21 protein-coding genes and 1 tRNA gene are annotated in these 23,213 nt (G+C 63.8%); 13 read left to right on the top strand and 9 right to left on the bottom strand.

The genetic code is table 11. The features are described 5' to 3' along the window. Window positions 1–26: 26 nt before the first annotated feature. The 11 genes from AC1MH0_RS09525 to AC1MH0_RS09475 all read left to right on the top strand — a co-directional run bounded on the left by AC1MH0_RS09525 (window position 27) and on the right by AC1MH0_RS09475 (window position 10,478). Entirely contained in the window at window positions 27–1,271 is a 1,245-nt protein-coding gene (locus AC1MH0_RS09525) for a COX aromatic rich motif-containing protein (RefSeq protein ID WP_480962586.1), read from the top strand. Between the two features lie 10 nt (window positions 1,272–1,281). Next, window positions 1,282–3,282 carry a cytochrome o ubiquinol oxidase subunit I gene (gene cyoB / locus AC1MH0_RS09520; protein WP_056490025.1) on the top strand — a complete coding sequence of 667 codons (2,001 nt, stop codon included), beginning with the start codon at window positions 1,282–1,284 and terminating at the stop codon, window positions 3,280–3,282. Window positions 3,283–3,301: 19 nt separating this feature from the next. Beyond that, on the top strand, window positions 3,302–3,925 hold the full coding sequence (cyoC, locus tag AC1MH0_RS09515; protein WP_093400566.1) for a cytochrome o ubiquinol oxidase subunit III: 624 nt from the start codon (window positions 3,302–3,304) through the stop codon (window positions 3,923–3,925). After that, complete coding sequence (gene cyoD / locus AC1MH0_RS09510; RefSeq protein ID WP_480962585.1) at window positions 3,922–4,305, top strand: cytochrome o ubiquinol oxidase subunit IV; 384 nt, start codon at window positions 3,922–3,924, stop codon at window positions 4,303–4,305. Before cyoC ends, cyoD begins: the two co-directional genes overlap by 4 nt. After that, the gene (locus AC1MH0_RS09505; protein ID WP_480962584.1) at window positions 4,305–5,021 is read left to right on the top strand and encodes an SURF1 family protein; all 717 of its coding nucleotides are present in this window, start codon (window positions 4,305–4,307) and stop codon (window positions 5,019–5,021) included. Before cyoD ends, AC1MH0_RS09505 begins: the two co-directional genes overlap by 1 nt. Beyond that, complete coding sequence (locus AC1MH0_RS09500) at window positions 5,018–6,331, top strand: ATP-binding protein (RefSeq protein WP_480962583.1); 1,314 nt, start codon at window positions 5,018–5,020, stop codon at window positions 6,329–6,331. The genes AC1MH0_RS09505 and AC1MH0_RS09500 overlap by 4 nt, the downstream gene beginning before the upstream one ends. A gap of 20 nt (window positions 6,332–6,351) precedes the next feature. After that, on the top strand, window positions 6,352–6,885 hold the full coding sequence (locus AC1MH0_RS09495) for a response regulator transcription factor (protein WP_056490014.1): 534 nt from the start codon (window positions 6,352–6,354) through the stop codon (window positions 6,883–6,885). A gap of 36 nt (window positions 6,886–6,921) precedes the next feature. Next, on the top strand, window positions 6,922–7,989 hold the full coding sequence (locus AC1MH0_RS09490) for a spore photoproduct lyase family protein (protein WP_480962582.1): 1,068 nt from the start codon (window positions 6,922–6,924) through the stop codon (window positions 7,987–7,989). 76 nt (window positions 7,990–8,065) lie between these two features. Then, entirely contained in the window at window positions 8,066–8,860 is a 795-nt protein-coding gene (locus AC1MH0_RS09485) for a DODA-type extradiol aromatic ring-opening family dioxygenase (RefSeq protein WP_480962581.1), read from the top strand. 189 nt (window positions 8,861–9,049) lie between these two features. Beyond that, a complete protein-coding gene (locus AC1MH0_RS09480; RefSeq protein ID WP_480962580.1) occupies window positions 9,050–9,622 on the top strand; it encodes an NADPH-dependent FMN reductase in 573 nt (190 codons plus the stop codon). Window position 9,623: 1 nt separating this feature from the next. Further along, complete coding sequence (locus AC1MH0_RS09475) at window positions 9,624–10,478, top strand: pirin family protein (RefSeq protein ID WP_480962579.1); 855 nt, start codon at window positions 9,624–9,626, stop codon at window positions 10,476–10,478. Here the strand turns inward: AC1MH0_RS09475 and AC1MH0_RS09470 are convergent. Then, window positions 10,475–11,332 (bottom strand): peptidylprolyl isomerase, encoded by an 858-nt coding sequence (locus tag AC1MH0_RS09470; RefSeq protein ID WP_480962578.1) that lies wholly within the window; start codon window positions 11,330–11,332, stop codon window positions 10,475–10,477. The two genes, AC1MH0_RS09475 and AC1MH0_RS09470, sit on opposite strands and share 4 nt — an antisense overlap. A gap of 88 nt (window positions 11,333–11,420) precedes the next feature. On the opposite strand from AC1MH0_RS09470, the gene AC1MH0_RS09465 reads away from it, so the two are divergent. Both AC1MH0_RS09465 and AC1MH0_RS09460 read left to right on the top strand, forming a co-directional pair. Further along, a tRNA-Ser gene (locus AC1MH0_RS09465) sits at window positions 11,421–11,511 on the top strand. Window positions 11,512–11,916: 405 nt separating this feature from the next. Then, window positions 11,917–13,044, top strand: coding sequence for a hypothetical protein (locus tag AC1MH0_RS09460; RefSeq protein WP_480962577.1), 1,128 nt, complete (start codon window positions 11,917–11,919; stop codon window positions 13,042–13,044). Window positions 13,045–13,120: 76 nt separating this feature from the next. Here AC1MH0_RS09460 and AC1MH0_RS09455 read toward each other — a convergent pair whose 3' ends face one another. The 8 genes from AC1MH0_RS09455 to AC1MH0_RS09420 all read right to left on the bottom strand — a co-directional run bounded on the left by AC1MH0_RS09455 (window position 13,121) and on the right by AC1MH0_RS09420 (window position 23,073). Next, window positions 13,121–13,489, bottom strand: a complete 369-nt coding sequence (locus AC1MH0_RS09455; protein ID WP_480962576.1) for a hypothetical protein — start codon at window positions 13,487–13,489, stop codon at window positions 13,121–13,123. Next, window positions 13,480–13,839 carry a hypothetical protein gene (locus tag AC1MH0_RS09450; protein ID WP_480962575.1) on the bottom strand — a complete coding sequence of 120 codons (360 nt, stop codon included), beginning with the start codon at window positions 13,837–13,839 and terminating at the stop codon, window positions 13,480–13,482. The genes AC1MH0_RS09455 and AC1MH0_RS09450 overlap by 10 nt, the downstream gene beginning before the upstream one ends. 286 nt (window positions 13,840–14,125) lie before the next feature. Further along, window positions 14,126–15,742 carry a recombinase family protein gene (locus tag AC1MH0_RS09445; RefSeq protein ID WP_480962574.1) on the bottom strand — a complete coding sequence of 539 codons (1,617 nt, stop codon included), beginning with the start codon at window positions 15,740–15,742 and terminating at the stop codon, window positions 14,126–14,128. Continuing rightward, complete coding sequence (locus AC1MH0_RS09440) at window positions 15,735–16,346, bottom strand: DUF2924 domain-containing protein (protein ID WP_480962573.1); 612 nt, start codon at window positions 16,344–16,346, stop codon at window positions 15,735–15,737. Before AC1MH0_RS09440 ends, AC1MH0_RS09445 begins: the two co-directional genes overlap by 8 nt. After that, window positions 16,343–17,851 carry an ADP-ribosylglycohydrolase family protein gene (locus tag AC1MH0_RS09435; protein WP_480962572.1) on the bottom strand — a complete coding sequence of 503 codons (1,509 nt, stop codon included), beginning with the start codon at window positions 17,849–17,851 and terminating at the stop codon, window positions 16,343–16,345. Before AC1MH0_RS09435 ends, AC1MH0_RS09440 begins: the two co-directional genes overlap by 4 nt. After that, window positions 17,841–18,545, bottom strand: a complete 705-nt coding sequence (locus AC1MH0_RS09430) for an NUDIX hydrolase (RefSeq protein ID WP_480965717.1) — start codon at window positions 18,543–18,545, stop codon at window positions 17,841–17,843. The genes AC1MH0_RS09435 and AC1MH0_RS09430 overlap by 11 nt, the downstream gene beginning before the upstream one ends. 56 nt (window positions 18,546–18,601) lie before the next feature. Continuing rightward, on the bottom strand, window positions 18,602–19,129 hold the full coding sequence (locus tag AC1MH0_RS09425) for a hypothetical protein (RefSeq protein WP_480962571.1): 528 nt from the start codon (window positions 19,127–19,129) through the stop codon (window positions 18,602–18,604). Between the two features lie 974 nt (window positions 19,130–20,103). Then, window positions 20,104–23,073: a TonB-dependent receptor gene (locus AC1MH0_RS09420; protein ID WP_480965655.1), complete on the bottom strand. Its 2,970-nt coding sequence runs from the start codon at window positions 23,071–23,073 to the stop codon at window positions 20,104–20,106. Between the last annotated feature and the right edge of the window lie 140 nt (window positions 23,074–23,213).

Genomic DNA, 23,213 nt, shown 5'->3' with positions numbered 1-23,213 from the left:
GCGAAAGCGAGGCGTAGGGGATCCGCATGATCGTAGAGAAAACCGTTTCCCGCGCGAAAAAATGGCTGGCCGTGCTGCCGCTTGCGCTGCTCACCAGCGGCTGCGACTGGGTGGTGATGTCCCCCTCGGGCGATATCGCAGTGCAACAGCGCGATCTCGTGCTGATCTCGACCGGGCTGATGCTGCTGATCATCGTTCCGGTGATCTGCCTCACGCTGTTCTTCGCGTTCCGGTATCGCCAGTCGAACAAGGCGGCCAAGTACGAACCCAACTGGGATCACTCGGTCGGGCTCGAGCTGTTGATCTGGGGCATCCCGCTGCTGATCATTATCGCGCTTGGCGCGCTGACCTGGACCAGTACGCATCTGCTTGATCCGTATCGTCCGCTCGGCCGGATCAAGCCTGATTCGCCGACGCTCGCGAACAACGTGCCGGTCGGCAACCTGGTCGACAAGCAGCAGGCGGGCAACGGTCCTAACGGCGCCGGCAAGCCGCTGGAAGTTCAGGTCGTCGCGCTCGATTGGAAGTGGCTCTTCATCTATCCGGAATACGGCATCGCCACGGTCAACGAGCTGGCCGCGCCGGTCGATCGTCCGATCCGCTTCTCGATGACCTCGTCGTCGGTGATGAACGCGTTCTACATCCCTGCGCTCGCCGGCATGATCTACACGATGCCGGGCATGCAGACGACGCTGAACGCGGTGATCAACAAGCCCGGCAACTATGAGGGCTTCTCGTCCAACTATAGCGGCGCGGGCTTCTCGGGGATGCGCTTCCGCTTCCACGGCGTCAGCGACGCGGGCTTCGATGCCTGGATCAACCAGGTCAAGCAGCGTGGCGGTGGCCTCAATCGCGCCAGCTATCTCCAGCTGGAGAAGCCGAGCGAGAAGGTCCCGGTCCGCTATTACAATGCGGTCGAGGCGAACATGTTCAAGCTGGTCGTCGAGCAGTGCGTCCAGCCCGGCAAGGTCTGCATGTCGCAGATGATGCACGGCGGCAAAGGCGGGGGGGACTCGCACGCCGGCATGGCGATGCCGGGCGTCAACGGGGGCAAGGGTCCACAGGACTCAGGGCATCCCGAAGGCGCCTTGATGAAGGACGCGAACGAAAAGGGAAGCGGCAACCACTGGACCGCGCCGGCCGACATAAAACAGGACGGCGCCAACAGCGCGCCCGGCTCGCAGTCCAACCGCAATCACACGATGTTGACGCCCATGAACGGGCTGCCCCCCTCCACCATGCCGGGCACGCGCCCCGTCGCGAACGGCTAGAGAAACCATCATGAACGACACTCTGTTGAAGACTATCTTCGGCCGCCTGACCCTGGAGTCGCTGCCGCTGCACGAACCGATCGTCGTCGCCACCTTCGCGATGGTGGCGATCGGCGGCCTCGGGCTCGTCGCCGCGCTGACCTATTTTAAGGTCTGGGGCTATCTGTGGAACCAGTGGTTCACCAGCGTCGATCACAAGAAGATCGGCATCATGTACATCATCCTGGCGATCGTCATGCTGCTGCGCGGGTTCTCCGACGCGATCATGATGCGCGCGCAGCAGGCGATGGCGTTCAACGGCTCCGAAGGATACCTGACCGCGCATCACTATGACCAGGTCTTCACGGCACACGGCGTGATCATGATCTTCTTCGTGGCGATGCCGCTGGTCACGGGCCTGATGAACTATGTCGTTCCGCTCCAGATCGGTGCGCGCGATGTGTCGTTCCCGTTCCTCAACAATTTCAGCTTCTGGATGACCGCGGCTGGTGCCGTGATTGTCATGATGTCGCTGTTTATCGGTGAGTTCGCACGGACCGGCTGGCTCGCGATGCCGCCCCTCTCAGGGTTGGCATATTCGCCGGACGTCGGTGTCGATTACTATATCTGGGCCTTGCAGATCGCCGGCATCGGGACACTGCTGTCCGGCGTCAATCTGGTCGCGACCATCGTCAAGATGCGCGCACCCGGCATGACCATGATGAAGATGCCGATCTTCGTCTGGACGTCGCTCTGCACCAACATCCTGATCGTCGCCGCCTTCCCGGTGCTGACCGCGGTTCTCGCGATGCTGTCGCTCGATCGCTACATCGGCACCGCGTTCTTCACGAACGACTCGGGCGGCAACCCGATGATGTACGTCAACCTGATCTGGATCTGGGGTCACCCCGAGGTCTACATCCTGGTCCTGCCGGCGTTCGGCATCTTCTCGGAGGTCACCTCGACCTTCTCGGGCAAGCGCCTCTTCGGCTACAGCTCGATGGTCTATGCGACGCTCGTCATCACGATCCTCGCCTATCTCGTCTGGCTGCACCACTTCTTCACGATGGGGTCGGGCGCGAGCGTGAACTCGTTCTTCGGGATCACCACGATGATCATCTCGATCCCGACCGGGGCCAAGATCTTCAACTGGCTGTTCACGATGTACAAGGGCCGGATCCGGTTCGAACTGCCGATGATGTGGACGATCGCCTTCATGGTGACCTTCACGATCGGCGGCATGACCGGCGTGCTGCTCGCGGTGCCGCCTGCCGACTTCGTGCTGCACAACTCGCTGTTCCTGGTCGCGCATTTCCATAACGTGATCATCGGCGGCACGCTGTTCGGCATGTTCGCCGGCATCAACTACTGGTTCCCGAAGGCGTTCGGCTTCAAGCTGGACAAGAAGTGGGGCACGGTATCGTTCTGGTGCTGGGTGGTCGGCTTCTACTTCGCGTTCATGCCGCTCTACGTGCTCGGCCTGATGGGCGTGACCCGCCGGATGCGCTATTTCGACGATCCGAACCTGCAGATCTGGTTCGTCATCGCCGCCTTCGGTGCAGCCCTGATCGCAGCCGGCATCGGTGCCTTCCTGCTCCAGATCTTCGTCAGCATCCGCAACCGCGAGGCGCTGGCTGATCACAGCGGCGATCCGTGGAACGGTCGTACGCTGGAGTGGGCGACCTCGTCGCCGCCGCCGGAGTACAACTTCGCGTTCACGCCGATCGTCCACGACCTGGACGCCTGGTACGACATGAAGGATCGCAAGCATGAGCGGCCCGTGACCGGCTTCAAGTCGATCCACATGCCGAGCGGCACCGGAACGGGCGTCGTGCTCGCCGGCCTCAGCGTGGCATTCGGGTTCGCGATGATCTGGTACGTCTGGTGGCTCGCAGGGCTGGCACTCGCCGGCATCTTCGGCACCACCATCTTCCACACGTTCAACTACAAGCGCGACTTCCACATCCCGGTCGAGGATGTGATCGCCACCGAGAACGCGCGCACCCGCCAGCTCGCGACCCAGGGAGCCTGACGCGATGTCCGCAATACCCATGAAGGATGGCCTGAACGAGACTGAGAAGGTCTCGTTCTACGACATCGAGGAGCATGAGCATCCCGACGGCGCCAGCACGATGCTGGGCTTCTGGATGTACCTGATGAGCGATTGTCTCATCTTCGCGGTGCTGTTCGCGGCGTACGCCGTGCTCGGCAACAGCTATGCCGGCGGCCCCAGCCCGAAGGAGATCTTCGAGCTGCCGCTGGTGGCGGTGAACACCGCGATGCTGCTGTTCTCGTCGATCACCTACGGCTTCGCGATGCTGTCGATGGAGGAAGGTCGCCAGCGCGTCATGCAGATGTGGCTGGTCTTCACCGGCCTGTTCGGCTTGGCGTTCCTGTCGATCGAAATGTACGAGTTCGCCAACCTCATCCATGAGGGGGCTGGCCCGACCCGCAGCGCGTTCCTTTCGTCGTTCTTCACGCTCGTCGGCACGCACGGCCTTCACGTCACGATGGGCCTGATCTGGCTCGTCACGCTGATGGTACAGGTCCAGAAGCATGGCCTGATCGCCGCCAACAAGCGCCGCCTGATGTGCCTCAGCATGTTCTGGCATTTCCTCGACGTCATATGGATCGGCGTCTTCACCTTCGTCTATCTGATGGGCACCCTGCGATGAGCGACCCCCAAGCCCCGGCGAACAATCCGCACGCCGATCACGACCCTGACAACGGTGCCGCACACGGCACGCGTGGCAGCTACCTCAAGGGGTTCTTCCTCTCGGTCATCCTGACCGCGATCCCGTTCTGGGCCGTCATGACCGGCGCGTTCAAGGATCCGTCGACCGCGGCGCTCGTCGTGATGGTGTTCGCGGTCGCGCAGATCGTCGTCCACATGATCTACTTCCTGCACATGAGCGGCAAGTCGGAGGGCGGCTGGACGATGATGGCGCTGATCTTCACGATCATCCTCGTCGTCATCACGCTCAGCGGATCGATCTGGGTGATGTACCACATGAACACGAACATGATGCCGATGCAGGCCGCGGCAGACATGTGATGAAGACGCGACCGGGCCCTGCCGTCTATGTCGCAGGCCTGGTCGCGCTGCTGCTGTTCGCCGGGTTCATGGCGCTCGGCATCTGGCAGGTCGAGCGCCGCACGTGGAAGCTCAACCTGATCGCACAGGTCGCGGCGCGCTCGAACGCGGCGCCGGTCGCCCCGCCCGGACCAGCCTCCTGGAACGCGATCACCGCCACCACCGACGCCTATCGCCGCATCCGCCTCGACGGCACCCTCGATAATTCGCGCGAGACTCTGGTCCGCGCCGCCACCGCACTCGGCAGCGGCTATTGGGTCGTGACGCCGTTGCGGACGGCCCAAGGCTTCACCGTTCTGGTCAATCGCGGCTACGTCTCGCCCGAACAGCGCGCGGCGCATGGCAAACCTAGCGGCCCCACCACGATCACCGGCTATCTCCGCATCACCGAGCCCGGCGGCGGCTTTCTCCGCCACAACGACCCCGCGACCGGCAAATGGTATTCCCGCGATGTCGCCGCGATCGCCGCCGCGCATGGCCTGACCAACGTCGCGCCCTATTTCGTCGATGCGGACAAGGCCGGCACGGGCGCGCCGGTCGGCGGCCTCACGATCATCGCCTTCCCGAACAACCACCTCGTCTACATGCTCACCTGGTTCGCGCTGGCCGCCATGACGATAGTCGCGTTCGTCGTGTTCGTCCGCCAGGATGCACGCAAGCGGCGCGGTGACGCATGACCTCGGCGGGCGCACGCCAGGGCTGGCAGCGCTGGCTAGCCCTCGCCACCGCGCGCACCGACGCGACGGGCAACGCCAACATGCGTCAGCTCGTGACGTTGCGCTGGATCGCAGTCGCCGGGCAGTTCGTCACGATTTTGTTTGCGCGCATCGGGCTAGGGTTCGACCTGCCGATGGTGCCGATGCTGGCCGCACTCGCCGCCGCGGTCGGCCTCAACCTCGCCAGCATGCCGCTCTACGGCTGGCGCAAGGGTGCGAACATCCAGCTCCTCCTCGCGCTGCTGTTCGACGTTGGCCTACTCACCACGCAGCTCTATCTCGCCGGCGGCGCGACCAACCCGTTCATCTCGCTCTACCTCCTCCACGTCGTGCTCGGCGCAGTGCTGCTCGATCGCTGGTCGAGCTGGGCGATCGTCGCCGTCACCGCCGTGTGTTTCGGGCTGCTGACGCTCTATTACCGGCCCCTGATCCTGCCCCCGAACTTCAGCGGCGAATATTTCCTGCTCTACACGATCGGCTCGCTGCTCTGCTTCATGCTGATCGCGACGCTGCTGATGCTGTTCATGAACCGCATCACCGGCAATCTGCGCGCCCGCGACACGCGCCTCGCCGACCTTCGCCAGCAGGCCGCGGAGGAGGACCACATCGTCCGGATGGGACTCCTGGCTTCCGGCGCAGCACACGAACTCGGCACGCCGCTCGCATCGATCGCCGTGATCCTCGCCGATTGGCGCCGCATGCCGACGCTCGCGCAGGACGCCGACCTCCAGGCCGAGATCGTCGAGATGCAATCCGAGGTCCAGCGCTGCAAGGCGATCGTCACCGGCATCCTGCTTTCAGCCGGCGAAGCGCGCGGCGAGGCCCCCGAGATCATGCCGCTCCACCAGCTCCTCGACGGAATCGTCGACGAATGGCGCGCGGTGCACCCGTCGGTCGATTTCGACTATACCACCCGAGTCGGCGACGATCCGCAGGTCGTATCCGACCCCGCGCTCAAACAGGTGATCGCCAACGTGCTCGACAACGCCGCCGAAGCCTCGCCGCACTGGGTCGCGTTCCGCGGCGAACGCACCGACGGCTACCTCGCACTGATTGTCCGCGACCGCGGCCCGGGCTTCAGCGACGAACGGCTCGCCAGTTTCGGCAAACCCTATCAGTCGAGCAAGCGCGAACCCGGCCACGGCCTCGGCCTGTTCCTCGCCGTCAACGTCATGCGCAAGCTCGGCGGCGGTGTGTCCGTCGTGAACTGCGAAGGCGGCGGCGCCGAAGTTACGATCACCATGCCCCTCTCCGCGATTGCCCTGTCATGACAAGCACCGTGACGGACGCCATGACCGAACCCAAGCTGCTCGCGATCGTCGAGGACGACGAGACCTTCGCCCGCACGCTCCGCCGCTCGTTCGAACGCCGCGGCTACGAAGTGATGCAGGCCGCCAGCCACGAGGAACTCGTCGAGCAACTCGCCGAGCGCACGCCCCGCTACGCGGTCGTCGACCTCAAGCTGGGCGGCGCGTCCGGCCTGGTCTGCGTCCAGACGCTCCACGCGCACGACCCCGAGATACTCGTCGTCGTCCTCACCGGTTTCGCCAGCATCGCCACCGCGGTCGAGGCGATCAAGCTCGGCGCGTCGCATTATCTCGTCAAACCCTCGAACACCGACGACATCGAAGCCGCGTTCGACCGCACCGAGGGCAGCGTCGACACCGAACTGTCCGAGCGCCCGACCTCGATCAAGACGCTCGAATGGGAGCGTATCCACACCACGCTCGCCGAAACCGACTTCAACATTTCGGAGACCGCACGCCGCCTCGGCATGCACCGCCGCACGCTCGCGCGAAAGCTCGAGAAACGCCCGGTAAAATAGCCGCAACGCTTCGGCGACGGCGCGCGTTGTCGTTCGATGCCAGCGCCAAAACCCTCACGACTCTGGCAGCCAAAGCGACTGCTAGCGACCCCGTCCGCGCTGACCTGGGAGCATGGTGCCGAGATCGCCGCGCGTGCAACCGCGCTGGGCGTCCCGGTCATCACGTTGCCGAGCGACCGCCTCAAGCTCGACTTCCCCGACGACTCCCGCCGCGCCTATGCCGAAGCCAAGGCAACGCTGGCGCTCGTCGTCGCACCACCCTCGAAACGGAAGCTCCAGCCGATCGCCCCCAGCGCCGACTGGCGGATCGACCTTGCCGAGGGTTGCCCCGCGCATTGCGGCTATTGCTACCTCGCCGGCTCGCTCAAGGGGCCGCCCATAACGCGCGTCTACGCGAACCTGCCCGAGATTCTCGCCGAACTCCCCGCGCATCTCGGTCAGGGCACCGTCACGTCGCGCTCGACCGCCCGCGCGCACGAAGGCACGACGTTCGAGGCGTCCTGCTACACCGACCCGCTCGGCATCGAGCACGTCACCGGATCGCTGTCCGCGCTGATCGCGCATTTCGGCGCGTGGGAGGCGGACGTGCAGTTGCGCTTCACCACCAAGTTCGACGCGGTCGAGCCACTGCTGACGCTAGACCATCACGGCCGCACCCGCATGCGCGCCTCGATCAACCCCGCTGCTTACGCGCGCTTCGAAGGCGGCACGAGTCCCGTTGCTGCCCGTCTGGTCGCGCTGCGAAGGATGGCGGACGCAGGCTACAAGATCGGCCTGACGGTCGCGCCGATCATCGCCGCCGAAGGCTGGCGCGAGGCGTATGGCGAATTGCTGGCGGAGGCAGGCCGGGTGCTCGCCGACGTGCCCGACGTGACGATCGAACTGATCACCCACCGCTACACCCCCGGATCGAAGGCGGTGCTCGAAACCTGGTACCCCGGCTCGTCGCTCGACCTCAGCATGGCCAACCGCACCGAGAAACGCACCAAGTTCGGCTCGGTCAAATATGTCTACGATGCCGACACGATGCGCGCGCTACGCACCTTCTTCCAGGACGAGATCACCGCCAAGCTCCCCCAGGCGAGTATCCTCTATTGGACGTGACCGCCGCGCCTGCCGGCAACGCAGCGTTGCCATTCGCGGCCTTCCGATCGCCGCCACCGCCGCCTACCTCGAAACCATGACAAACACCCGCCAGCCAACCCTCTTCATCCCGCACGGCGGCGGGCCCTGTTTCTTCATGGACGACCCCGCCGGGAACTGGACCGGCATGGCCGCGTACCTCCGGTCGATCGCCGCCTCGCTGCCCGAAAACCCCAAGGCGATCCTCGTCGTATCCGGCCACTGGGAAACGCGCGGCTTCGCCTTCACCGGCGCCGCAACGCCGCCACTGATCTACGATTACGGCGGCTTCCCCGCGCATACCTACGAGATCCGCTACGACGCGCCCGGCGATCCCGCCTTGGCCACCCGCGCCGCCGACCTGCTCCGCGAAGCCGGCCTGACCGCCAATGTCGACCCGACCCGCGGCCTCGACCACGGCGTGTTCATCCCGATGAAGGTCGCGTTCCCCGACGCCGACATTCCGGTCGTCGAGATGTCGGTCGACCGCGATCTCGATCCTACGTTGCACGCCGCCGCCGGCCGCGCACTCGCCCCCTTACGCGACGAAGGCGTCCTGATCGTCGGCTCGGGCATGAGCTTCCACAACATGCGCGGCTACGGCGACCCGCGTTTCACCGCGCCGTCCGAAGCCTTCGACCAATGGCTGACCGGCGCGGTCGAGTCCGAACCGACCGCCCGAGCAGAGGCGCTAGCCGGCTGGGCCGAAGCCCCCGCCGGCCGCCTCTCGCATCCCCGCGAAGAGCATCTCCTCCCGCTGATGGTCGCCGCCGGCGCCTCCGATCATCTGGGTACGCAGGTCTACAACGAGCGCGTGCTGCAAACCGCAATCTCCGGCTACCGCTTCAACTGATGAGGTCAGGGGGCCACCGGCGCTCCACGATCCTCCCCCGCCAGGGGGAGGTGGCGCCGAAGGTGACGGAGGGGGAGGATACGGAACAGCAGTTCTCCCTTTCCTCCCCTTCCGTCTGGCAAGCGTCAGCCATCCCCCCCCCTGGCGGGGGAGGATCCATTCATTGTTCAATACGCTAAAGGAATTCCCATGGCCCTTCCCGTCCTGCTCGCGATCTCAGGCAGCCTGCGCCGCGGCTCGTACAATACGGCGATCCTGACTACGCTCGGCGACGCCATCGCCGACAAGGCAGCGCTCACGGTCTTCGCGTTGAACGACGTCCCGCTCTACGACCAAGACGCAGACACCGACACGCCCCCCGCCGCCGTCGCAGCCCTGCGCGCGGCAATCGGCGCGGCCGACGGGATTGTCATCGCCTCCCCCGAATACAACCACGGCATGTCCGGCGTCCTGAAGAACGCGCTCGACTGGGCCTCGCGACCGCACGGCAAGGCGACGCTCACGGGCAAGCCCGTCTTCACGCTCACGTCGTCGCCCGGCGCAGTCGGCGGCGCACGCGCCCACGCGCAACTGAACGAGACGCTGGCCTCGATCGGCGCCCGCACCGTCCTGCGCCCACAAGCCGTCGTCGGCGCCGTGCACGAGAAAATCGCCGACGGCCGTCTGACCGACCAACGCACGCTCGACTTCCTCGTGGCGGGCATCGACGACCTGCTCGCCGACATCGCGCGGCCCAACACCGCCGACCGCGAGGCCTCCTGACATGCGCCAAATCCTCAACCAGTATCCCGCCCAGCGCGACGACATCGCCGACCTGGTGACACGACGCCCGCTACCGGGGCCCGGCCTGCCGCAGGTCGATCCGTTCCTGTTCCTCAACCATCACGGTCCGCAGACCTATCGTCCCGGCAATAACGGCCTCCCGTTCGGCCCGCATCCGCACCGCGGGTTCGAGACGGTCAGCTTCATCCTCGAAGGCGAGATGGCGCATCTCGACAGCGGCGGCCACGAGAGCGTGATCCGCGCAGGCGGCATCCAGTGGATGACCGCGGGCTCGGGCCTGATCCACGCGGAGATCTCGCCCGCATCGTTCAAGCGCGACGGCGGCCCGCTGGAGATCCTGCAACTTTGGGTCAATCTCCCCGGCCGCCTCAAGATGACCAAGCCCGCCTATACCGGCCTCCAGCGCGAGGATATTCCCGCGATCCCGGTCGAGGGTGGCACCGTGAACTTGATCTCGGGCAGCTTCGGCCAAGAGCGAGGCCCGATCGAATCCCTGACCGACGTCGCGATGATGACCGTCGAACTCGAAGCCGGCGCCAAGCTCGACCTGCCAGCCCCAACCGGCCGCGCGGTCTTCTTCTACGTCGTCGCCGGCTCGCCCTCGGCGAACGACACGCCGATCAAGCCACACCACCTCGCCACGTTCAGCAACGAGGGCGACACCATCACCGTCACGACCGAAGCCCCCGCCACGATCCTGTACGGCCACGCCGACCCGATCGGCGAACCCGTCGTCTCCCACGGTCCGTTCGTCATGAACACCCGCGAAGAGATCGTCCGCGCGATCGAGGACTATAATGCCGGCCTGTTCGGCAAGCCGCCCGTCATCCGCTAGGGCGCTTTACGCACCGGGGGCAGCGCGGCACAGATGTCGGCGCCCCCGGCAGGCACGGTAAAGAACGGCCCCGCCCGGTTCTCCCGCGACGCGATCCACGCCACGAAACGCGCATTATCCGCCGCGCGATATTCGAAATGCTGTCGCTCGGCGACGGGTAGTTCGCTCGCGAGGCGTTCAGACACGATCGGGCTACGCTCGCCGTCGGTCTTGTAGAACCCCAGGTCCCCCGTCCCGCGCGGCAACGACGACAGCCACTCGACGCCGTCGATCACGCGCCCGACCACCGCGATGTTCCGATCGAGCGCACGCGGCGAATGCCCGATCACGGTATATAGCTCCGCGCCGCTCCCCGTGCTCGGCGCCAGATCGCGCGCTACGCCGATCATCCCATAGCAATGCGGCACCCACTCGGTCGCGCCATTGCCCGCGAGTGGCCAGCCGTCGCGACTATACCCTGCCCATGTGGCATAAGGATCGCGCTGCGACAGCCGCGCCACCGTCGTCGGTCCGGCATGCGAGTATTCCGCCGGTGGATTCGCGACCACACCCTCAACCAGCGCCTTCTTCTCCGTCGCGTCGCCCCATTGCGCGACGTAATTGTCCTGAACGCGGTACACGCTCGTCCCCGCATCCCACCAATGCGCACGCGCCAACTTGCGTATGTTCGCGACGTGCACCGGCGCATAGCGAGGCGCCAGCCGCACGGTAAACCGGTGCCCATTGGCCAGGGTGAAGACCAATAGTTCGTCGTCCGGGACCGCAACCCAGTCCGCCGCAACCGGATCGGACGGGAGCGTCGCGGCGGCCGGAACGGCTTGCGCAAGCATGGCAGCGAGAAGGATATTCAACATCCCCGCAGACTGCCCGAGGCCGTCCCCGCACGCAATCGCTTGCGCGCGCGCGAAACCCGCACTAGCAGACCCGCTTCCAGAGCAATGCGGAGCGGTGGCCGAGTGGTCGAAGGCGCTCGCCTGGAAAGTGAGTATACGTCAAAAGCGTATCGTGGGTTCGAATCCCACCCGCTCCGCCACACCGTCCGACGGTGCTTGCAGTCAGCAAGAGAATTTCGTTTCATTGCCGCGCGTTAGGTTCGGCCCGCCGCGTCTATAGACGCTGTTTCTGGTGCTATTTGGCGTAGCTGCGCCCCATTGCGTCTCTCATGCCCCATATCGCCCTTCACTGCGCAATCTCTGTTGCCTGCTGCTTGAAGGCATTGCCGATGTGTTTGACATAGGATTTAGATTAGAGGTCACGAAACTCTCGGACCGTAAAAAAAGGGCCGATTCGAGGCAGCAGTTGGAGCGGGCATATGGGTCAGCGATCTACCCGGCGGGGCAAGCCTCATTGTGAGGCGTTTCCTGCGCTCGATATCCTGCAAGCCGAGCGAAGCCTGCGGGCAGGTAGCGGCATATGCGAATGGCGTAACGAGCGAGGCATGCTCGTCGGACGCGCTCAGTTGGTCTCGCTGGACAAAAGTTACGCAGTAGTCGGCTACGAGTTTGGTGGCTCGGCAAACATCGACGCTGCAAAGGAGTCGGTACGCTTCGACGTTGTTTGTACGAGACGCAATCCTCACGTTGTGAGAAAGAGCTTTGTCTGCCAGCAATGCGGCGGTCCTGCTCAGAAGATATTCTTCGTATCTGCGGTTTGGAAATGCAGGGCGTGCCATAATCTTATCTACCTAAAGCAAAGACTTGGCCCTGTAAACAAAGCAATATGTAATCGTGATGAATTGCTGGCGGATTTACAAGGAATGCTAGCGGATGATCACCGCACACGCCGGTTCTATAATCAGCAGCGCCATCTTGATCGCCTCAATCGAGAGTTGACTGCTGGAGGATTCGAGACGTTACCGGAGGAGCTGCTTTACCGTACCTATCAGCACTGGATTACGCCGGGCCATCACGGCACAGCAACTGCTTTGCAGGCATCGCAGAATTTTAAGCGACTCGACGTTGATCAGGAGGAAGGGTGCGCTGTTGGCTTGGCCTTTTTCCAACCCCCGCCGGCGCCATGGCAGCCTGTGGAGCCCTGCGAACTCATCGGATCGGACATTCTAGGGCGACCGCTTGGTCCCTTTTTGACGCGGCACAAGTCTGATCACGCAAATCAACTCCGGCGTGACTTGTGGAGAGAGGCGGGTGGTCCAGCCGGGTCAATGTCCGTTCATTTTGAAGCTACCGCTAGTCTGCTTGCGGAACGAATCATCGTGCGACCCATCGTGATCACCAGTGCCTGGACCGACACGGTGGAAGTCGGTGAAACAGATGGCCGTACTGGGTACGCCATCACGGCTGCATATGAAGGGGACCCAACGCTCTGGCCTGTTGGCCCCTGCGCAAGACCTTATAAACGGGTTCTCCGTGCCATCCTGGACGAAGGCGTCATTGAGCTGAGAGTACGACTGCCCAAAATGGGGAGGTCAGATCCAATAGCAGATCTCGAGATCGCACGTGCCGAGCTGCTGCGCCGGCTAGATCAAGTGACGGCTGAGTTTCAGGCGTTCAATGCAATGTGCCACCAACTAGCACTCAACTGGGTCAGATATCGCTGGCGGCGGTAAAGCCGTTGCGCATATTGGCTAAGCGTTGTTCGGACTGGCAAGCGTAGTCCCACAAACGATTGATCAACGCCTTCGCTCACTCCTCGTCGTCCTGCTGCCATGGATCGATCTCGTACCAGCCAAGGCGCATATAATGGTCGCGGAAGATATTTTGCGCTTTGACGGCGGACAGGATCCAGCAGGCTGGCGCTACGATCAAAAGTATCGGCCAGAAGAAGAACCCGGTGCCAAAGAGCACCAGGAGCAGCAAGCCCAGCGGCCGCCACAGGCCACGCGCTGCCATGTAGAAGCCTGTGAACAACAGCATCCACAGCCATGCGCGGTTGGGCACAGACTCGCGCCAGCCGGTCACCGGATTTTCATAAATGGCAGTGATTTGCTCGGGGTCGAAATATTGACGGCGCGGCAAGCGGCGGCCGCCCTGCAGGGGCGGGTTCACAGACATGTCCGCACCTCGTCGACACGGGCGCGGTCACTGTCGGACCACATGGTCTTGAACTGATGCATGATCACGTGGGTGCCCGTGGCGATGGGTGTCGTGTCGACCAGCAGCATGGGAAAACTATCGCCAAGAACCAGCATTGCACCGTTTTCGCGCGGTACGGACTTGGGGGTTGGACCACCCAGCTTCAGCCAGGCGGCTGACACGCAGGCTATGATCACATTTCCATCACGCGGACTGTCGGCGACAAGCACCGGCTCGCGCTTCTGCATACCGTTGACCGACATCGCCTGATTACAGGCGCCGACCATCAGTGGCAGGGCAAGCGCAGCAACCTCCCGTACAAGTATCATGCGAAACTCCCCTTTAGCGGGGCGCCACGTTCAGCTTTGCCGATAGTCGCCCCTATGTTCCTCTCGGGGCGACGGCCGAAGCCGGATGTTAGTAACCTGCAGGAGTCCAACAAGCGCATGCGCCTTTACCGTTGCCGGCTGGACATGCGCGCATGCCACCCGGCCCCCTGATGGTGACCGGCTGACTCCTTGAAGAGGTTACTAAGCCCCGCTCCCGCGTATCTCGGGAGCGCGACGGTGATCGTCTGACGTCGGATGAGACGCAAGCAAAAACGACGCGAAAGCGTCAGTTTGGTGCGGCGAACAGGCTGCGCTGCGCGGCCCAGTCTCTAGGCAGCGGCAGCATGGCGCTGAGCCGGGCGAGCGTCAGCCACGGCGGCTGGCGACCTTCGACGATGCGGGTAACAAGATCAGGCGCCAGGAAAGCAGCGCCCATCAGCTGGCGGACATAGGCGGACGTCACCCCGCTGGCGCTGGCGATGCCCTGGATGGATGTCTGCCGTCCGCTGGTGAGTTCCGCCAGCCAGCCACGTGCCTGTGCGACGACCGCAATGAGACTGCTGTCCGGGTTCGCACTCGCATGCCCCGGCACGACCAGTGTCAGCCGTGCCTTGGTACGGCCAAGGCTTGCCGGCGTGACGATCGTGCCGGTTTCGGTATCCAGGCCCAGGGCGGCGAGGTTCAGTGTCGTGGTGACGCCTGCATCGGTGACCACGACGCGGCTGATGAGGCCGCGGACCAAGGCGTGTTTGGCCTCGCTTTGCGCAGCGGCGATCTCTTTGCCAGCCGCAGCCGCGGCGGCGATGACGGCAGGCGAAACAAGGTCGAGACTCGGGAGGGCAGCTGCCAGCCGGGCAGGGGACGCGAGTGTCTGTTCGAGCGCACTGAGGACGAGGCTGTCGAGGTCACCTGCAGGCACGCGCGTCGCGGCCGAGGCGTAATAGCAGTAGCGGCGGTTAGCCTTGCCGGTGTGGGTCGCCGTCATCCGCTGACCAGCGGCATCCTGGACGAGACCTGAGAGGATCAGCCCGGACACTGTCGAGGTGGTGCCGCGTGCCTTGCGCCGATTGGCTTCGAGCAGCCGCTGCACGGGGTCGTAGAGGTCCGCCGGGACGATGCGCGTGTGTTGCCCTCGATAGCGCTTGCCCTTGTGGCCGATCTCGCCGGCATGAATCGGGTTGGCGAGGATCGAGTAAAGCGAGCCTCGACTGAGCTTGGTGCCGCCTGTCGTTCCCCCATCGGCACCGACACGCCGCTTCGACCGAATGCCGGCGTGACCCGCGGCCTGAACCACGTCGTCGACGCTGCGATGTTTGAGGTAAAGCTGGAAGAGTTTGCGTACCTGGACGGCTTCTGCCTCGTTGACGACAAGCATGCGGTCGACGACATCGTAGCCAAGCGGCACCACGCCACCCATCCACATGCCCTTGGCCTTGGAGGCCGCAATCTTGTCGCGGATACGCTCGCCGGTGACCTCGCGTTCGAACTGGGCGAAACTCAGAAGCACGTTGAGGGTAAGGCGGCCCATGCTGGTCGTGGTATTGAACGCCTGCGTCACGCTGACGAACGACACGGATTGCGCATCGAAGCGGTCGACCATGCGGGCAAAATCCGACAGCGCGCGGGTAAGCCGGTCGACCTTGTAGACGACGACGGTGTCGATCAGCCCGGCCTCGACATCGGCGAGCAGTGCCTTCAGTCCGGGGCGCACCATGGTGCCGCCCGAAAAGCCACCATCGTCATAAGCGGTGGGGATGAGTTGCCAGCCTTCATGCTTCTGACTGGCGATGTATGCCTCGCACGCCTCGCGCTGCGCGTGCAGCGAGTTGAACGATTGTTCGAGGCCTTCCTCGCTCGACTTTCGAGTGTAGACCGCGCAGCGGATCCGGCGCAGCTCAGCCATGACGGCGGGGTGTGGGCGGATAGCTGCGCCGCTTCCTCAGGCCAAAGAACAGCAGTCCGTTCCAGTGGGTACCGGTGATATGCTTGGCGATGGCCGACAGCGAGCTGAACAGCTCACCTTCGTAGCGGAAGCCATCCGCCTCGACGCCGACGACGTGGTTGCGACCGCCATGCGCCTTGATGAGCTGACTGCCTGGCAGCAGCTGACTTGCTGCCGGTGGCAGGGCGCGCGCGCGAGACGCGGCACCTGCGCGGGTTGGCTGCCGGGTTGAAGTGGCTCCTAAAGCGTCAGCCGGGCTGGCGTCGCCTACGCCGTCATGATGAAGGGCCGGGGCGGGGACTGATACCGCAGCAGATAAGCTCGATAGATTCGGCTGCCGGTTTACCCCGCGCCGCTGCAACGCGTGTTCCGCGGCGAGTTGCAGATCATGCGCAATGGTCGCAGGAATGTCGCCGTGCAGCAGAACCTGATCGCGCCACGCCACTGCCTGTTCGACCACGCCAGGCAGCCGTTGAGGTGCCGGACACTCGAACAGGGCTTCCCAGCGCGAGACACTGCCCTGCGTATCCGCAGGAGCTATCCGCTTCGCTGCTGCCTCAGTCATGCAGCTTCACCGGCATCGACCAGCGTATCGACCGCCGCGGACAGCCGGTCGCGCCAGGCAAGGCGCTCCAGCCAGGCTTCGGGAATGTCGCTTGCGCCATAGAGCGCGCCCGCGAGTTGCCCGGTGATCGCTGCCGTGGTGTCGGCATCGTCGCCGAGATTGGCCGCAAGCAGAACAGCGGATGCAAAGCTGGTCGTACGGCCGACGCACCACAGGGCCGCTTCAAGAGAATGCGCGACATACCCCGATGAGCGAATGTCCCGGCGAGGCTTTCCCCGCCAGCTGCCGCCAATAACGCCAGCGATGGCCGGCGCGCTGGTGCTACGGGCTGCTTCGAGCACGTCGTGCTTCGACATACCGGAAAGCGCGTCAGCCAGCATGTCGGCGTACACCACGCAGGCAGCCACCGCTTCGGGGGCGGCATGAGTGGTGCGGCTCTGCCGCGCCGCCGCGTCTCCAAGCTGTCCGCGGTTCTGCCAGTGGCGGATCGCCACCGGGGCCAGTCGCATCAGCGAGCCATTGCCGGCGCTCATCGGATCGATGCTGCCGGCGTACGGATCACCGCTGCGCTTGAAGCGTGCGAGTGCCTCTCGGGTTGTGATGCCGATGTCGAAGCAGCGGCCAGTGCAGCTGTAGTCGCCATGCTGCCACCACGCGACGAACCGGTGCATGAGGTCGTGCGCATCAAGGGCTGCATCAGCAGCGAGGCTATCGGCAAGCGCCATCGCCATCGCGGTGTCGTCGGTCCATTCGCCGGGCTGCAGACCGAACGGACCACCGCCGACCATGTCATCCACCCGGGCGCCGCTGTCGCGGCGGCTGAACTCCAGCGTCGTGCCGATCGCATCACCGACTGCCAGACCGAGAAGCGCGCCGCGGCGGCGGTCCCGGATGGCATCGGGCGAGCGATGCGGCACTGGTTCGGGCACGGCCGTCAGTCCTAGGCCATACGCCTCCTGCGCCGCTGTTTCGACGGCACCGGGGCGTGCTGCACGCACTGCCGCCAGGGCATCTTGGGGCCGCCAGCCGCTGTCGACAAGCAGCCGGGTGGCAATCACCCCGGCTCGGCCAAGGCCGCCCTTGCAGTGGACCAGCACGTCAAAGCCGGCACGCAACTGATCACGCAACGCCGGTCCGGCTTTCTGCCAGGCAACCTCGAACGCACTGGTCGGGACGGACACATCGCGGATGGCAAGGTGATACCACTCCATGTGCGCTGCGCGTACCGTTTCACCAAGGAGAGCGACGTCGAGCGCGACAAGCTCGTGATCTTCCACCAGCGTCACGACGCTGGCTGCGCCCCAAATGGCGATCGCTGCAATGTCGGTGGCGAGATCGCGTGCCCATGCGCCGGTCGCGGCATGAGGCTGACACTTACCAGGGCAGAAGGTGATACCGACCCGGCCGAGGCCCGGACCCGCTGCGATTGTGGCGATCTGGAGCGGGTGCGACACGCTCGTGCGTGCACGTGCGCCTTGCCGGCTCGGTTGATCGTTACGCGGCATCGTCTGTCCTCCTTGTCCGGTACAGTTCGGCAGGGCGGAAGCCCTTGCCGGTCTCCATCTCTCCGGTCGCTTCCAGCCGGCCGCTCTCGATGAGACGTTTGCGGAAGGCCGGCTTGTTTAGCGTCTGGCCACGGACTGCCTCGTGCAACGTCTGCAACTCGCGCAGCGAGAAGGTTTCAGAAAGCAAGCCGAACGCCCAGTCATCGCGGTCGAGATCGCGGCGCAGATCCGCCAGTGCGCTACCTAGGATAGCGTCGTGGTCGAACGGCAGCGATGCGCGGCGGCCGGTCGCGCTGCGCAGCATGCCGTCGATGATTGGCAGCAATTCGCATGCGCCGGTCAGATCACTTCCGCGCACCATGGTTTCGGCATCGACAACGGCCATGTAGCCAATGCTGACGATCCGCATGCGCGGATCACGATCAACCGCACCAAAGGCATGGAACTGGCGCACCGGCGCATCAAGTCCAGCCTTGTCGCGCAGGGCGCGCTGTGCCGCAGCGCCAAGATCCTCGTCCGCGCGAACGAAGGTACCGGGCAGGGCAAGGCGGTTGCGGGCCGGTGCTTCGGCGCGCCTGTTCAGCAGAACATGGAGCGCGCCGGCGGTGAAGGTGAGGGGAACGACGTCCACGGCGACCGCGAGGGGCGGGAACGCGGCAGGGTCGTAGCTTTCGAGGAAGGCTGTATCATCCATGTCCACGACAGTTAGACGTAAAATGCATATACGTCAACGGCGTCTAAGCATGATCCTTAGAATGATCTAATCTTTGCTTCAACCCGGCTGCGCAGGCGCTCGTCATAAGCATGGACCGTGCTGCGGAAGGCTTTGAGCAGCGGTCTGATCCGGGCCAGTTCCGTTTCGATGGCGCTAGCAAACTCCCGACCATCGAGGTCAGGCAGCATGGCGTGCAGGTGCAGCGCGCTCTTGGTAACCTTCCCGCGGAACCCAAACTGGAATCCTGTTTCAGGCTGAGATTGCAGCAGGAGTTTGCTGCCAGAGAAAGGGACGTGCGCGCTGGCGCGGTAACCCGTCATGCGGCTGGCGCCTTGCGTGAACTCGGACTGTGCGTGTTGGATGGTGATGCTTTGCAGGTGGCCCAGTTCAACCGGGTCCAGGGTGAAGCGCTTACGCAGGCGCCAAAATAAAGCGCCTTGCGTTAGCGACTCGCCACGTGCGAGCTCAATCTCACACGCCTCGTGCAGCGATAGCTCGAGCCGGTCCCAGAAACGAGTGAACCGTCTTCCGCCGCTGAACAGCTTGATGATTGAGCTTGCCATGAAAGCTGCATAGGGGAGGCATCCCGCTATGGCTAACGCATGGCTGCTGAACATGCCTGATGATGTGAACGGTTTGCATCGCGACGGAACTGGCGCAAGCCGACGGGGTGCATTTCGTTAAAATTGGTGGAAAGCCGCCTGTCCGCTTTTGGAACGCGGTTAGCGAAAGCGGTCGCCTGAGCAGTCCGCCTACCGGCCCGATGCAGCCGCCTTATTGAGAGGCATTCAACTAGCCAACTTGCGGCAAGACGTTTATCGCCGCGTCGGGTGGTATCTGATAGAAGCTTAGAGACTTGTAGCTCCACGCAAACGGAACACATCGTTTAAGGCAGCGGCGTGCAAAAAGACCTGAAACTCTTCGGGGGCATGATGAACTGGATCGGTGAAGCTGTGCTGGATACGCCGTTCTGCGCCCAAGTCGCGCAGCATCTTCGACGTAATATTATCCGCGTAAGCCCCGACCGAGAACAGCGACCCTTGCAAGCCGACTAATATGAAAGTTGGGCCGCGAAACAACGCTAATCGAGATCGGAAAAAATTCCGCCGTACCGACCAAGAAACAGTCAAAAACAATCCACCCCCAATGTGGGGCACCCAGTCTATTCGACCAAAAGGTGGCAAGAAATATTGGCTTAAGTAACCCGTCAAAAAATATTACGGAGACTGCCACGTCTGTAGCGCATCCGAGCCACGAACCTTTTGCATCCGAAACCCCCGCTCACTATTTGCCGCGCGGAAAGAATGGCGGCTAACGTGCTACCTTTATCCCGTCCCAATGTCCGACTGTGGTCGAGACTGCGGACGTACTAACATCGAAATGTGTTTAGTGCTGATAGCGGCTGTCGACCAAAAGTGCCGGTGCGTCCGACCATCGGATCGTAGCACGACACGTTCTAGACTGACCGGCTGAACGAGACTAGCCGGGGGAAGGGGCAGGCCCGGGCACTGCGGCGCTTGCCCCTTCCTGTTTTTCGCTAGAACCGCATGGTCCCCCCAAATGCGAATGTCCGGCCGCTCACCGTGTTGGTCATCACGCGTTTGGCGGTGCCGTCGGCATATTGGACGATGGGCTCGTCGGTAATGTTGATCACGTCCAGCGACAGCTTGAACTGCCGCGTCAGATTGACATAGGCGGACGCGTCCAGGTTCGTCGTGCCCTTGATGTATTCGCCGATGTTGCCGTTGCCGCCATCACCCCAGCGATAGCGCGACCGCGTCGCCAGGGAGCCGCGCACCCCCCAGTGATCGGTATCGTAATAGAGCGTCGCGTTGGACGAGAATTTCGACAGCGTCGGCAAGGGCAGGCGGACCGCGACTCCCGAGTAAAACACGTCGCTCGATCCCCTGGCGAGGGTCACGTTGCCGAGCACGCCGAGCTTGTTGAACGGCGCGGGCAGGAAGTCGAAGTCGCGCTTCGCCGCGATCTCGATGCCCTTGATCGACGCGCCTGGCCCGTTGATCGGACGGGTGTAGTTCACCAGTACGGAGGGGCTGACGCCGGGGGGCAGCAGCGCGGCGGGGTATCCCGTGGTGTCGTAGGCGACGAGCCGCGTCTCCGAGGTAATGTACGAGTCCATCTTCTTGTAGAAGGCGCCGATCGCGAGCGAGCCGCGCTGCCCGTCATAATATTCCAGCGAGGTCTCGATGGAGTCCGCCTTGAAGGGCGCGAGGTTGGGATTGCCTGCGGCAACCGTGCCGCCGAACGTAGCGAGGTTGAGCGTGCCCGCCGCGCGCATGTCGTTCAGCGCGGGGCGGCTCAAATTGCGGTTGCCGCTCAGGCGAAAGACCAGCGACCGGCTGAGGTCGAACGCCAGGTTCGCCGCGGGCAGGAAGCCGTCATAGCTGTTGGTCACGTCTACGGGCACGAGCACGCCGCCGACCAGCGCCGTGCCCGACGAACCAAGGTCCGTATGGTAATAGCGCACGCCGAAATTGGCGCGCAGCCCGACGCTGCCGAGTTGGGTCTTGAGGTCGTATTGCAGATAGGCGCCATAGGTTTTCTCGAGCAGGTCGTAGGCGGTGCCGGTGACGGTGCGGCTCGCATCCACGGTCGTGCTCTGGCCGAGCAGCGCGTAGGTCTCCGCCACGTCGCCGATAATGTATGGGGCGAGGGTGCTGTTCGACAGGACGCTGGTCGGTACGTCGGGGTTGCCCGGCTTGTCCTCGTAGTTCGGGTTGACCTTGCGCTGCCAGCCGCTGTTCGTGAAACGCTTGAACCCGGCTCCCGCCTTGATCGTCGAACCCGAGCCGACGGTCCAGGCGAGTTCCGCCTTGCTGTTGTAGAATTCGCTCGTGATGCGATCGGCGCGGGTTTCGAGGCCCTGCAGGTCCCATTGTGACGCGTCGGTCGTGTCGAAGCCGTAGCTGGTGCGCGGCGATCCCGTGTTCAGGCCGGAGAAGGAGTAGCTCTTGTCGACGGACTCCAGCAACACCTGGGCATAGTCTGAATCAAACGTCGATTTCGACCAGCCGCCTAGGAAATTGACCGTCAGGTTGCTGCTGAGATCTGTGTGGCCGTTCAGCGCCGCCTGCCAGAAGGTCGTCTGGTCATGCGTGATCTTCGATTCGGTCCGCATGTCGACATGATCGAACGATGCGCCGACGATGTCGTTGTAATTGTCGAAGGTCACGCCAGTCAGCACCTGCGTGCCGGTGACGTTGTTGGCCGCGACGCCGTTGGTACCCGCTGCACCGATTACGCCCGAGGTGCGATCGTTATTCAGCTTGCCGTACAACACATCGAGCGATACGTCGGTGCGGTCGTTGGGATGATATTGCAGTGCCGTGGTCAGGCCCAGTCGCTCGCGCTTGTTGAAGAAGGTCGCATAGGTCTGCGCGCGGCTGTTCCAGATCCTGTTGGCGCCGGTCGCACCCACCAGCAGCGCGCGGTCCGCCGCCGAGACGGTCGGCCCGACATTGCGAGGGCCGAAATTGATCTGCGACCAGTTCCAGTTGCGATAGCCGAATTCGACCGTGTCCGCAGTGCTGTACGCGACCGATGCCAGGAAGCCAAAATCTCCCCAGCGGTCCGATATCAGCCCTACCAGCCGCGGCGTGACATCCTTGGTATATTGGTTCGTCTGCCCCTTGGCGGACGCGACGACGGTAAGCCCGGCATAGTCGAACGGCTTGGCGGTGTGCAGGCCGACGGTACCGCCGATGCCGCCCTCGTCCTGCTCGGCTGCGTAGGATTTCTCGACCACGACTTTGTTGAAGAGCTCGGAGGCAAATATGCTGTAATCGAAAGAACGCGAACGGCTGACCGACGATCGGCTGTCCAGCCCCGACGAGGTGTTGGTGAGCACCTCCATGCCGTTAAGCTGGGTACGCGTGAAATCCGCGCCGAGCCCGCGCAGCGAGATTTGCCGGCCTTCGCCGCTGTCTCGCGTGATCGCGACGCCGGGAATGCGCTGCAGCGCTTCCGCAAGATTCTGGTCGGGAAAGGCGGAGATGTCCTGCGCCAGGATGACGTCCTGCGATCCGGTCGCCGCTTTCTTGATTTGCTGCGCCTTGGCGATGCTCTCGCGATAGCCCGTGACGACGATATCGGTGCCGTTCTCGAGCTGCACGTCCGACGCGCTCGTTACCTGTGGGGACACGCCGCCAAGTGCCACGGCAGGGACGGGCGCCCCCGCCGTGGCGAAGCGCATGTGGCGGACCACCGTTACCGTACCGTCAACGATCCGGCCGTCCAGATCGCTACCCGCTGTGAGCTGCGCGAGTGCTTCCTCGGCGGTCATCCGCCCGCGCAGGCGCTGGCCACGCACGCCCTTCAATAGCGACGGTGACGAGGCGAGCTGCAGACCAGTCCGGCGCGAAAAGGCCAACAGCGCGTTGCCGAGGTCCTGAGCCGGCACATCGAAAGTAAACTGGCGCGGCGCCGACGCCGCCTGCGCGACAGCAGGCGCGCTGACCAAGACGGACAGCGCGACGGAACTAAGCAAAAGATGCGAGCGTCGAATTTTGTGGAACATGTCTTCCCCCAGATGGTTTGCGGGAAAGACGAATCCCGGGCGATAAACCCGACAATCTATTTAGTTTCATTTATGTTACACAGATGTTGCAATCCGGTTGCTTACTCGTG

The organism is Sphingomonas sp. AP28, assembly GCF_056680455.1.
This window is presented reverse-complemented; position numbering and strand designations above follow the sequence as displayed.